This is a genomic window from Brevibacillus laterosporus LMG 15441 (genome assembly GCF_000219535.2).
GTDB lineage: Bacteria > Bacillota > Bacilli > Brevibacillales > Brevibacillaceae > Brevibacillus_B > Brevibacillus_B halotolerans.
In genome coordinates this window covers 638,849-650,569 of sequence record NZ_CP007806.1, presented here as the reverse complement: position 1 = coordinate 650,569, position 11,721 = coordinate 638,849, and the positions used below count along the sequence as shown (strand labels likewise).

The following is an 11,721-nucleotide window of genomic DNA, read 5'->3' as shown; positions in this document are numbered from 1 at the left end:
GTCCTTCACCCTTTCTCGTATCTACTGAGTGGGGAATCGATTGGCTCTCTACACAAAGAAATGAAAAAACCCACTTCTCCGCGCAGGAAAAGTGGGAAAATCACCAACACCAAATCTAACCACTTCCCTTCGCCAGCATGACCTGGATCAGGTAAAAAGGGTCAACAGACACGCTCTGTCCTCTCAGCCCTGCAAGTTAGGACTCCCCCAGTAGATCAATGTGAAATTATTAATCTTCGTCCTTGTAATCATAGCTTTCGGGAATTGGCTCGAATTTTTCCGCCTCTTCAAAAGCCTTGAGTCTCTCTAGCTCCTCCATATGATAAGTAAACTGCTCCTTATTAATAAAGTAGTCCTCACCATTATGGACGGCACGGATACGTCTCTCCGCTATCTTTTCTCGTATAAACCATTCAGGCATATCCAGATAAGCAGCTGTTTCCTTTACAGTTAAATACATGGTTTACTGTCCTTTTAAGCGGGCCTCCAGCTCAGCCTTCTGCTTTTCAAAACCTGGCTTACCAAGAAGTGCGAACATGTTCGCTTTATAAGCCTCTACGCCAGGCTGATCAAATGGATTCACACCTAGCAGATAACCGCTGATGCCGCATGCTTTTTCAAAGAAATAAAGAAGCTCACCAATATGATACGCTGATAGCTCAGGCAATTCAACTACAAGGTTAGGAACGCCGCCGTCCATGTGCGCTAACATCGTGCCTTCCATTGCCTTTTTGTTAACAAAATCCATGCCTTTTCCACTAAGGAAGTTCAAGCCATCTAAATTAGCGGCATCCTGCATGATTTCAACGTCAGTAGCTGGTTGTGCAACGGAAAGCACCGTTTCAAACAAATTGCGCGAGCCGTCTTGAATAAATTGCCCCATAGAATGAAGGTCAGCAGAGAAATCAGCAGCAGCCGGGAAGATTCCGCGACCATCCTTGCCTTCAGACTCTCCAAACAACTGCTTCCACCATTCATTGAAATAATGGAATTGAGGTTCGTAGCTTACTAGCATCTCAATTTGCTTCCCTTTGCGTAATAAGCAATTGCGGATAGCAGCATATTGATAGCATTCATTTTCTTCAAGAGCTGGATTCATATAGCGCTGACGAGCCGTCTGTGCCCCACTCATCAAGGCATCGATATCTGCACCTGATACAGCGATAGGCAACAATCCTACTGCTGTTAAAACAGAGAAGCGTCCACCAACATTATCTGGAATAACGAAGCTCTCATAACCTTCTTCGTTCGCTACTTGCTTCAAAGCCCCGCGCGCTTTATCTGTTGTTGCGTAAATGCGTTTACGCGCTTCTTCCTTGCCATACTTTTTCTCCATGAACTCACGGAAAATACGGAAAGCGATAGCTGGCTCTGTAGTGGTTCCGGATTTAGAAATAATGTTGACCGAAACCTCCTTGCCTTCAATAACCTGCATAAGGTGAGTCAAATAGACAGGGCTAATATTATTACCCACGAAATAAATCTCAGGTGCTTTGCGCTGTTCTTTTGTTAAAGAGTTATAGAATGTATGCCCTAGTACATCAATTACTGCCTTAGCTCCAAGATAGGAGCCTCCGATACCAATAACGAGCAATACATCAGAATCAGCTTTGATTTTTTCTGCCGCCGCTTTAATACGTGCGTATTCTTCTTTATCGTATGTATCCGGTAGGTCTACCCAGCCTAGATAATCGCTACCTGCACCTGTACCCTCATGTAATTGTTGATGCGCTAGCCCTACAGCCGCTTCTAAATGCTTCATTTCATGCTCGGAAACGAATGGCAATGCTTTGTCATAACTAAAACGGATCGCTTTTGTCACGATAATACCCCCTGAATCGTAAGTTGCAAAACTAATAATAAACTGATGCTTATTATTGTACGCGATATCCTCTCTATTCTATCACGCAGAATTTAACGGAATCACGTCAATTTAAAAATCAGTCTCTTCTAAAGATTATTATAATACTGTTATTCCTTACGTTTTACTAATTTAACATAAATTTTTGTAACCATTTAGCAGTTGATGCGTAAATCCATTGTAAACAAATTTTTTAAGGAGGCTATTATGAAGAAACGTTGGTGGGGTGTTATTGCAGCTGGAGTACTAGTCGCCGGCGCCTATGGTTATTTGAAATTGACCGCTGTCGACGCAACAGGCCTTCCTGTTTCCGTCATTCCTGTTGTAAAAGGAAGCATTGAAAACAAAGTAATGGCATCAGGAATGGTTAAAGCAAAGCAAGAGGTTACGCTTTTCTCCCCAAATAATGGGACCTTGCTGCAATTTAACGTACAAGAAGGGGACAAGGTTACAGCAAATCAAGTCATTGCTCGTATAGATGTTACCGATCTATCAAGCGAAATGGCATCCATTGATGCGCAAATCGCTTCGCAGCATGCTGAACTAAATCGTGTTAAATCAGGCAAAGAACCTGAAACGATTGCCCAACAGGAAGAACGCGTTCGTCAAGAGAAAGAAAAGGTTGACTCTGCCGAGAAGGAATACAACCGTACCAAACAATTGGTAGAGGCTGGTGCTTCTCCTGCCACTGATTTGGACAAGGCTAAGGACTCATTATCCCAAGCGCAATCATCTCTTAAAATGTCCCAGAGCGAATTAGCCCTCAATAAAAAAGGTCCAAAAAGCACAGATATTGCTTCCGTTCAAGCACAGATTAACCAGCTACAGGTAAAAAAAGCGGAGCTAGCGAAGCAAAGCTCTCAATCCACCGTGGTGGCTCCTTTCTCCGGTACCGTTTTAAAGGTGGATGCTAAGAATGGTCAAGCCGTGACGAAGGGTACAGAAATCATTACGATGGGTGATGTGACAAAATTACAAGTAGTAGCAGATATTAACGAATCAGATGTAAAAGAGATTCAATTGGGACAAAAAGCACTTGTAAGCGGCACTTCTATGGGCAAAGAAAAAGCAGCAGCTACAGTAACCCGTATTTCGCCGCTGGCTACAAAGATTCAAAAAGGGGAAACGACAGGAAAAACAAAAGTGAATGTTACATTGGAATTGGATCAGGCTGTCTCTGTACTAAAACCTGGCTTTAATGTCGATGTCGATATTATGATCACCAATAAAAACAACATTCTTGTTGTCCCTTTCCAAGCGGTTGTGAATGATCCAAGCGGTTCCTTTGTCTGGGTTGTAGAAAACGGTCTGGCGAAAAAACGTCCCGTACAAACCGGTACAGAAAGTGACTTGAATGTAGAAATCACAAGCGGTCTAAATGAAGGAGACAGTGTCATTAGCAGCCCTTCCGCTGATTTGATGGAAGGCATGCCTGTAATGGCAATGGAAGCAGGCGTACCTGGAGCAGTATAAAAGGAGGGAAACAGATGCTAACCGTTACTGATATTCGTAAGACCTTTATGAACGGTGATTCTGAGCTACCCATCCTAAAAGGAGTTAATTTTACCGTTAATAAAGGGGAATTCGTCGCAATCATGGGGCCCTCTGGTTCTGGTAAATCCACCTTTATGAACATGCTGGGTTGCTTGGATCGCCCCTCTTCCGGTTCTTATGTACTGGACGGAGTAGAGGTCACTACCTTAAACGAAAATCAACAAGCTGATCTTCGAAACCAAAAAATTGGGTTCGTCTTTCAGGCATTTAATCTATTGCCCCGTATTTCTGCGATTCGCAATGTAGAATTGCCTATGCTTTATGCAGGCATCTCGGCAAGCGAACGCAAAAAACGTGCAGAAGAAGCGCTCATTAGCGTAGGTCTAAAAGAGCGTATGGAACACAAGCCGCCTATGATGTCCGGCGGTCAAAAGCAACGTGTAGCCATCGCCCGTTCTCTCGTGAATCGCCCGGCGATTTTGCTAGCGGATGAACCAACGGGAAACCTGGACAGCCGTTCTACTAGAGAGGTTATGGCCATTTTCCAAGAATTGCACGCACAGGGAGTTACCATTATTCTGGTCACGCATGAATTGGATACCGCTCAGCACGCAGAACGTATTGTTGTCTTTAAAGATGGTGTCATTATAAAGGATGAAAAAGTAAAAGAACGACTCTTTGCTGTCGCAGATGAAAACGAGGTGTTCGCTACATGAACCTCATCGAAAGCTTTCGCATTGCTATAGATGGTATTTGGTCCAATAAATTGCGCTCCATTTTAACCATGCTAGGAATTATTATCGGCATCGCTTCCGTCATTGCCATTATGACAATGGGTAAGGGCGGAAAAGAAATGATGACAAGTCAATTCGGAAATGTAGCCGATGCTAAGTTTACCGCGATGATAAGCTGGGAGACCGAAGAACCTGTCAAGGATGATGATTTGACCATCGATGATGCCGTTACCCTGGAAAGAATTAATCCTTACATTCAAAATGTTATGGCTCAAATCTACGGTGGCGGAACCATCAAGGATAAGAAAAAGGATATCAGTGCTCAAGTATATGGGACAACGGGTAACTTTTTAGAGGTAAATTCGAGCTATAAGATTGAGAAGGGTCGTTTTTACACCAGAGATGACGATAAAGAACAGCGAGATGTTGTGGTATTAGACAAGGGCTTAGCAGATAAATTGTTTCCGCAGGGAAATGCTGTAGGAAATCGGATTTACATGTCAGATGCCTCCTTTGTGGTCATTGGGGTTCTAAAAAATGATATGCAGGGCTTTATGGGCGGCGGCATGCAGGATCTGGTGTACATGCCGGCACGAACCTATTTGAACCATAACGAAAAAGCAACGGTAAACATGTTCCATATTCAAGCAAAATCAAATGCTACGATTCAAGCCGCGATGGACTTTACCAAGCAATATCTAAATCGTGTACATAAGCATACCGATCATTACATGGTAAAAAACAGCGCCGATGATCTAAAAGAGATCACGAAGATGCTTGACATGCTTACGATGGTCTTCTCGGTTATCGCCGGAATTTCTCTTTTAGTGGGCGGTATCGGGGTAATGAACATCATGCTCGTCTCCGTAACGGAGCGCACACGCGAAATCGGGATTCGAAAAGCCCTAGGTGCCAAAAAACGGGATATCCTGACCCAATTTTTGATCGAATCCATTATTGTCTGCTTAATTGGTGGTGGTGTAGGGGTCGGTCTTGGACTTGGGTTAGCTTCGATTATTATCTCATTTGCAGGCATGCCTCCTGTTACATCCTGGGATAGTATTCTGATCGCATTTGGCTTCTCTAGTGCAATCGGGATCTTCTTTGGAATCTATCCGGCAAACAAAGCAGCCAAGCTTGATCCAATTGAAGCATTGCGTTACGAATAATCGGAAGAGAAAGTACGAAATAAACTACTTAACAGGCTGGATCCCTTCAGGGTTTCAGCCTGTTTTTTTATATAAATTGACAGATTATTTTAATTTTTATAAAACCCCTTTACAAATTGGATAAATTAACTAAAATGAAAAATGTATAGATATTTATGCTGACCAGTCAAACTAAAAAGAGAGACATGAAAAGAGGGACTAACATGAAAAAAGCTATGTTGACTCTAGGAGTAGCTGCCGTAGGATCATTACTGATGGTAAGCTCTGCATTTGCTGCAGAAGCAAATTATTTGTTCAAACTACCTGCTAACACAGCTCAGACCGTAGCTGATCCCGTAGTGGACAAATCGATCGAAAAGTATTTTCCAGCAATTCTGCCAACTACTCAACAACAAAGCAACGTAACGGATTCAAACTTCAGCAAGTTTTTTCCTGCTATGTTACCTGTAGCACCTCAAGCCGATCAGCCAGCAGCAAATACTATTCAAAAGTTCTACCCAGCTATGTTGCCAACACAAGAAGTAGCTCCGGCATCTGGAAATGAAGCCATGAAAAAATTCTATCCAAACGTACTTCCAGAGACGACACAAGAAGCACCAACACAAAAACCAAGCCATATTATTTTTGGCTAATGCGAATATAATGAAAAGGCCCGCGAATGTGCGGGCCTTTTTCTTTCATCAAAACAGGTGCTATTTATTATGATCTTCTGCCCGCATTTTTCGAGCATTTAGTCTATCTACTATAGAGCGTCCTCGCTCACGTATCGATTCTTCCCGCACCTTTAGGGTATTTTTTTTCATCATCCCATTTTTAGAGGTGTCTGGTCGTCGGTCTTCTGGTTTCAAGAGTACTTACTGCCCCCCTTTTTTTCGTAATCCGCTAAAAGCTCACCGAAGCTTTTATTTTTCTCTCGTTCCTCTAATTCTTTGCGGCGTTTTTCCGCTTCTTCGCGTGCCTGCTTTTCTTTTCCTTCCTTCAATTCCTTTTCCATTTGCTTTAGCTTACTTAAAGCATTTTCGCCTAGCAAATCCTTGAAGCTATTTCCTGATTTATCCGAAGCCAAAGCATCCTGTGCCGGTTTCGTTTGATTTTGTGTGCGATTCCCACGTTTTTTTGCCATAGTGACTACCAACCTTTCCAACTTTATCTCTTATTTATTGTACCATTTTAGGTCATACTACAAGCGAGAAAATCATTGGAGGGATTCACATGGTGCGAAACAAATCAAAGGACTTCGGAAAAACCGCAGATATACAAGGTCCAAAATCACGATCCGAGGCTGTGCGCTCTAATGGTTCAATTAATGCTGAGCCCCAAGAACGGATGAAAGAAAACCGCTAATTTGCAGGGTACAATACGTTGTCATAAAGGAGGTTTTTTATGAAAAGCAAGCCTCCAGCAGATAGGAATCCACTTGCTGTTGATCAAACACTGCCGCATCAAATCAATGCGCCTGACTTTAAGCAGGCACACATTAGCATGCAGGCTCCCTTTGTTAACCAATACGGGATTATGATTGGGGATAGCGCCTATAATTCCGCCGATTCTCCGATAAACAATTGGTCCCGCGATGTCGACCCTGCTATCATGGCTGGTCCAGAATGGGTACATCCCACCAATGACATTGGCTGGAATACCCGAGAAAACCGTGAGCTACTGGAAAAACAACAGCTTCGAAAGAAAAAGGACATGTTTACCCATTTGGATAAAGACGTAAGCTATCACACCGATTAAGATAAAAGCCAGCATCTCCTTCTAACAAGGAAAGGTGCTGGTTTTTTATGCTACAATAACAAAAGCAACTGAAATGCCAGAAAGGAAACGATCTCAATGAAACTTCAATTAACAATAACGCCTGAATTTTCAAAGGCATATCAAAAATATGCTGGGTTTATCCCTGGTGAAACCATTCGTCTGTATGTTAGAACCTCTGGACCAGGTACTGGGGGGTTGTTTTATGCTGTAGAAAAGGATCAGCTTCAATCCGATGATGCCCTCTATGAAGTAGCAGGTCTGCGCTTCGTGATTCGCCCCAGTGATTTTTGGTATTTTGATGGAGGCACTTTATCATATGATGAGCAGTTAGGAGAATACGGCTTTATGTTTACGAATCCGGGTTTGCAACCTTAGGAAACCATTCTGTATGTTGAATCGTATTAGTAAAGAAACCACGTATTTCCAGGAGGAATTCAAATCATGTCCGCCAAATCAAAAAATGCAAATCGTTCGATTTTAGTAGCGATTGGGCTGTTTTTACTGACAAAGTTTAAATTTATTTTTCTCTTTTTGAAAGGATTTAAATTTACAGGAACCATTATCAGCATGGGAGTTGCTCTTTATTTTTATGCTGTTGTATTTGGATGGAAATTTGCAGTCGCCCTTATCTACTTGATTTTTATTCATGAATTAGGACACGTAATTGCCGCGCGGATCAAAGGAATTAATACAGGCTTGCCCATGTTTATTCCTTTTGTTGGAGCTTTCATTAATTTAAAAGAACTGCCGCGCGATGCAACAACAGAAGCATTTCTAGCCTATGGGGGTCCACTCGCTGGATTACTTTCGTTTTTGCCCGCCATCCCACTATATATCTATACAGAAGACCCATTATGGGCATTAGTCATTCATTTGGGAGCGATTCTTAACCTATTTAATTTACTTCCGGTTTCTCCACTTGATGGAGGTCGTATCGTAGGAGTTTTATCCCCTAATATTTGGTTTTTAGGTTTACTTATTTTAGGAGCTTTTATCTTCTTTTCACCAAGTCCTATGCTCGTGCTGATTTTCATCTTTGGGATGTTTTCGTGGTGGTCGCATCTTACCAGCGATTACAAACATAAACAGCTTCAATATGAACGTGATAAATGGGAGCAGCTTCATCAGGAACTTTCGCGTTGGATCGTTGAGCCTCCTACATCGCAGGAAAGATACGATCTGCAACGTTTATACCTGCAAACGCAAAAAGCTCAGCCAAAAAAGCCCTTTACTTTTCCTTTGTTTCAGGAAGAGAAAAAATTGGCTTATAAGAAGCTCCAGCTTGATCGCCAATTTATCATAAAACGCTGGGAGTTATTGGTCGCTCACGAGCAAGAGCAATATCGGAATGCGTGGAATCAATATTCCGATACTACTGCATCAGCTACAGAGGCTCAGGCCGTTTCTGAACACACTGCAAATGCTGCGGATCATATTCCCCCAACAGAGCAGGATACGTCCCAAGCTGAGCAGGGAATTTTACAACACACCATATCCAGTACGGAATTAAAGCTAGCTGACATGAATAAAGAACTGGAACACCAGGCTGGTTACTATGAAGCAAGCGCTGCTACGCGTTGGAAGGTGTTACTTGCTTATCTAGTGCTAGCCGGACTGTTAGCCGCTTTTTACTTCTATTCTGATCAAATGTTATTAGAATGGCGACAGGTAATGAAAACAGCATAGTTTGTAGAAAAAAAGACAAAATCACCGCTTGCTTGTAAGCAGAGATTTTGTCTTTTTGTTTGGAGAATGACCGAGAATAGCAATCGGTCTATTATTTCCTTTTAATGTGCGGTTGCATTTTTTTTACTAGTTCTTCTTCATTATTCCCAATAAACCAACGTCCATTTGCATAAATAAAAGCTCGCTTTAAGCAATGACCGCACATATTTTGACAGCCGATTTCTACCTTCGCATCCGGAACCATCTCTTTTAACCGTTCCGCGAATTCTTCGGCGTTGTATCCTTTGCACTCATCACAGATGCGTAGATCATTTGACATTCTACATGTTCCTTTCTACAGACGAAAGCCCAGTGTATCAGTAATCACTATAGCTGTTTTTTGTAATTGTCGCAACATCCTCGTGGGCATTCCACCAAGTTCCTGACGATTTGAGCCAACTGCTTCATCCCGAATTCCAATTGTTCGTAGCTAGCATACGAGTAAGAGAGCCGTAAATGGGTATCATCCAGGGGATCATATAGATTACCTGGATTTAATAGGATGGATTGCTGCTGGGCTCTTTTAAACAAGGAACGCATGGATATCTTCTCATGTAAAAAGCAAAGCCAGATATAAAACCCCCCTGCTGGAATAGACCATGTAGCTAGATCATTAAAATATCGTTCGAGTAAAGCTAGCATAAAATCTCTTCTAGCTCGAAGCTGCTCTCTCACATAAAGTAAATGCTGTTCGTACAATCCGCTTGCTAGCCACTCATACACAGTCCATTGTGAGAGGGAGCTGGCTCCATAATCCGTCTGCATCTTTAAGTCAGCCAAACGGTCTATCACTGTTTCTGGTGCCACCAGCCATCCGATGCGCAAACCGGGGCTGATCGTTTTAGACATACTGCCTACATACAGTACGGTCCCTTTTTGGTCTAACGCCTTAATCGGTAAAGGCGGCTCTTCATCCAACCACAAATCCGAATACACATCGTCTTCTATTAAAGCGATGCGCTCTTGTTGGCACAGCTTCAGCAACTGCTCTCTGCCACTCTCACTTAATACCTTACCAGTTGGATTTTGAAAAGTAGGAATCGTATACAGCATCTGCGCCGTCTGCTGCTGGATACCTGCTAGTAGAGCCCGCTGGGATATTCCTTGTGCATCCAGTTCAATCCCTTTCATTCGGATACCCGTAGATGGTAATAGATTTAATGAATATAAATATGAGGGCTTTTCCATCAACATGGTTGCTCCAGGGTTCATCAAGCCTAATGAAATTAATTGTAGCCCCTGTAAAGCCCCTGAGACGATCAAAATACATGAAGGTGGTACATTTATACCCTTTTTGGCTAAATGTCTGCTGACCTCCCTGCGGAGCTTGTACAGCCCTTTGGGTTCTTCATAGCCAAGGGAAGGGATTTTTTCAGCCACCTGAGCTAGTACCTGTTTCATGTTGGCATGAGGATATAGATCGCTAGATGGCTCTCCCGTTCCTAAGCGTATCATGTTCGGTACGAATTCTAGTCGATTAATCTCTTGAATGGTAGGAAGGTTAGGATGAAACATACCAGCATTCACATAGCTAGGCCAGTGAAGCGTAGGAAATGGATCTGGCTGTTGCACGACTATCGTGCCGCTTCCACTTCTCCCCTGAATTAAGCCCTCCGCAGTCAATTCCTGAACCGCTGCAACCACTGTGCTGCGATTCACTTTAAAGGTAACAGCTAGCGTACGCTCCGGCGGAATTTTATAACCCACTGGCCATTCACCAACACTAATTTTTTCGCGTATATACGACGCAATTTGGCGATAAAGAGGGATCGGGTCATCCCGTTTCGGTCTCCATTCTCCCAAGCCTATTACCATACTTGGTTTCCTTTTTTTCTTCACATGCTTCCTCCCTGCGTTCAAGTAGAAATCTAAACTTGGTTGGGTGATCAACCAACCAATTGGATGCAGACAGTAGAAATTCCTCCAGGTAAGATACAAATAAAGAAAAAGAGGTGATCATTATGGTACTCGCTTGGTTACATGGCATGGTGCTAGCATTTGGACTAATCTTACCCTTAGGCGTACAAAACATCTTTATTTTTAATCAAGGAGCCGCCCATAAGAAGTTTACCCGAGCCCTACCTTCGATTATTACAGCTAGTATTTGCGATACGATTCTGACCTTACTCGCAGTTTTGGGAGTATCCATGCTATTGTGGAAAATTGTATGGTTAAAAACGGCTTTAGTAGTAGTGGGAGCTTGCTTCTTGCTATACTTGGGGTATATGACTTGGAGATCAACGACCAACGCGGCGAACGTGACTACCCATGCTTCTTTTACGTGGCGAAAGCAGGTCATGTTCGCAGCATCTGTCTCACTTTTAAATCCGCATGCCATTATGGATACGATTGGTGTAATTGGAACCAGTTCAACAGCCTATACTGGTCATGAGAAAGTGGCCTTTACGGTGGCATGTATACTTATTTCGTGGATGTGGTTCTTATCTCTAGCGTGGGCAGGTAGGATGCTAGGCAAAGTAGATAATACTGGTCGAATCATGCTTGTTATTAATAAACTGGCAGCTATTCTTATCTGGCTGGCCTCTGCCTATCTCATTTACTCCGGGCTCTCTAGCTAGTGCAGCACAGCAAATAGAAGAAAGATCAATAGCTGCAACGAGCTTATTAAGTAAAATAGAAACAGGGCTTCTTTTGCAAATGTACTCTTCTTATCATGGCGTATCTGATAGAGATGATAAAGCATGCCAATTATGAATAGAATGAGTAGCAACCACCAAATACTGTTCATAACTCCTCCCCTATCAGTGGAACCATATTCATTACATCATTGAATGGTAAACTCTTCATGTTTTATAGAATAGCAGAAGATTGCTATCCGTATTCATAAAATTCCATAAAAGGTTATTCAAAAAGGTTTAGGGATACAAGTTTTTTTCCCCATCTAGCTTCCATCACATGACCAAATAAAAAAGGCCGTCATAAACCGGCCTTTTTTAACAAACTCATATTGAATTCCGAT

16 protein-coding genes and 1 riboswitch are annotated in these 11,721 nt (G+C 42.6%); of the genes, 9 read left to right on the top strand and 7 right to left on the bottom strand.

Annotated elements, in window-relative coordinates; all coding sequences use genetic code 11:
• Positions 1-107 precede the first annotated feature (107 nt).
• Positions 108-219, bottom strand: a riboswitch (TPP riboswitch).
• Positions 220-229: 10 nt separating this feature from the next.
• On the bottom strand, positions 230-460 hold the full coding sequence (locus tag BRLA_RS03285) for an excisionase family DNA-binding protein (RefSeq protein WP_003335494.1): 231 nt from the start codon (positions 458-460) through the stop codon (positions 230-232).
• A gap of 3 nt (positions 461-463) precedes the next feature.
• Positions 464-1,822 (bottom strand): glucose-6-phosphate isomerase, encoded by a 1,359-nt coding sequence (locus BRLA_RS03280; protein ID WP_003335495.1) that lies wholly within the window; start codon positions 1,820-1,822, stop codon positions 464-466.
• 246 nt (positions 1,823-2,068) lie between these two features.
• On the opposite strand from BRLA_RS03280, the gene BRLA_RS03275 reads away from it, so the two are divergent.
• From BRLA_RS03275 to BRLA_RS03260, 4 genes are all read left to right on the top strand, one after another.
• Complete coding sequence (locus BRLA_RS03275; RefSeq protein ID WP_003335496.1) at positions 2,069-3,334, top strand: efflux RND transporter periplasmic adaptor subunit; 1,266 nt, start codon at positions 2,069-2,071, stop codon at positions 3,332-3,334.
• 14 nt (positions 3,335-3,348) lie between these two features.
• On the top strand, positions 3,349-4,071 hold the full coding sequence (locus BRLA_RS03270) for an ABC transporter ATP-binding protein (protein WP_003335497.1): 723 nt from the start codon (positions 3,349-3,351) through the stop codon (positions 4,069-4,071).
• On the top strand, positions 4,068-5,258 hold the full coding sequence (locus BRLA_RS03265) for an ABC transporter permease (RefSeq protein ID WP_003335499.1): 1,191 nt from the start codon (positions 4,068-4,070) through the stop codon (positions 5,256-5,258). Before BRLA_RS03270 ends, BRLA_RS03265 begins: the two co-directional genes overlap by 4 nt.
• 203 nt (positions 5,259-5,461) lie before the next feature.
• The gene (locus BRLA_RS03260; protein WP_003335500.1) at positions 5,462-5,890 is read left to right on the top strand and encodes a hypothetical protein; all 429 of its coding nucleotides are present in this window, start codon (positions 5,462-5,464) and stop codon (positions 5,888-5,890) included.
• A 60-nt stretch (positions 5,891-5,950) separates the two neighbouring features.
• Here BRLA_RS03260 and BRLA_RS23915 read toward each other — a convergent pair whose 3' ends face one another.
• Positions 5,951-6,106, bottom strand: coding sequence for a hypothetical protein (locus BRLA_RS23915; RefSeq protein WP_022586276.1), 156 nt, complete (start codon positions 6,104-6,106; stop codon positions 5,951-5,953).
• Positions 6,103-6,381 (bottom strand): DUF3886 domain-containing protein, encoded by a 279-nt coding sequence (locus tag BRLA_RS03255; RefSeq protein WP_003335502.1) that lies wholly within the window; start codon positions 6,379-6,381, stop codon positions 6,103-6,105. Before BRLA_RS03255 ends, BRLA_RS23915 begins: the two co-directional genes overlap by 4 nt.
• Positions 6,382-6,470: 89 nt before the next feature.
• On the opposite strand from BRLA_RS03255, the gene sspK reads away from it, so the two are divergent.
• The 4 genes from sspK to BRLA_RS03235 all read left to right on the top strand — a co-directional run bounded on the left by sspK (position 6,471) and on the right by BRLA_RS03235 (position 8,702).
• Complete coding sequence (gene sspK / locus BRLA_RS03250; RefSeq protein WP_022586277.1) at positions 6,471-6,602, top strand: small acid-soluble spore protein K; 132 nt, start codon at positions 6,471-6,473, stop codon at positions 6,600-6,602.
• A 39-nt stretch (positions 6,603-6,641) separates the two neighbouring features.
• Positions 6,642-6,995: a DUF3905 domain-containing protein gene (locus BRLA_RS03245; protein ID WP_003335503.1), complete on the top strand. Its 354-nt coding sequence runs from the start codon at positions 6,642-6,644 to the stop codon at positions 6,993-6,995.
• Between the two features lie 96 nt (positions 6,996-7,091).
• Entirely contained in the window at positions 7,092-7,391 is a 300-nt protein-coding gene (locus BRLA_RS03240; protein ID WP_003335504.1) for an iron-sulfur cluster biosynthesis family protein, read from the top strand.
• A 66-nt stretch (positions 7,392-7,457) separates the two neighbouring features.
• On the top strand, positions 7,458-8,702 hold the full coding sequence (locus BRLA_RS03235; protein ID WP_003335505.1) for a site-2 protease family protein: 1,245 nt from the start codon (positions 7,458-7,460) through the stop codon (positions 8,700-8,702).
• Between the two features lie 91 nt (positions 8,703-8,793).
• On the opposite strand, the gene BRLA_RS03230 is transcribed toward BRLA_RS03235, so the two are convergent.
• Together BRLA_RS03230 and BRLA_RS03225 are read right to left on the bottom strand one after the other, a co-directional pair.
• Positions 8,794-9,021, bottom strand: coding sequence for a DUF1450 domain-containing protein (locus BRLA_RS03230; RefSeq protein WP_003335506.1), 228 nt, complete (start codon positions 9,019-9,021; stop codon positions 8,794-8,796).
• A 47-nt stretch (positions 9,022-9,068) separates the two neighbouring features.
• Positions 9,069-10,580, bottom strand: coding sequence for an aminotransferase-like domain-containing protein (locus tag BRLA_RS03225; RefSeq protein ID WP_003335507.1), 1,512 nt, complete (start codon positions 10,578-10,580; stop codon positions 9,069-9,071).
• A gap of 122 nt (positions 10,581-10,702) precedes the next feature.
• Here BRLA_RS03225 and BRLA_RS03220 point away from each other — a divergent pair, with 122 nt between their 5' ends.
• Positions 10,703-11,320, top strand: coding sequence for a LysE/ArgO family amino acid transporter (locus tag BRLA_RS03220; protein ID WP_003335508.1), 618 nt, complete (start codon positions 10,703-10,705; stop codon positions 11,318-11,320).
• Here the strand turns inward: BRLA_RS03220 and BRLA_RS23910 are convergent.
• Entirely contained in the window at positions 11,317-11,490 is a 174-nt protein-coding gene (locus BRLA_RS23910; protein ID WP_022586282.1) for a hypothetical protein, read from the bottom strand. The two genes, BRLA_RS03220 and BRLA_RS23910, sit on opposite strands and share 4 nt — an antisense overlap.
• Positions 11,491-11,721 lie beyond the last annotated feature (231 nt).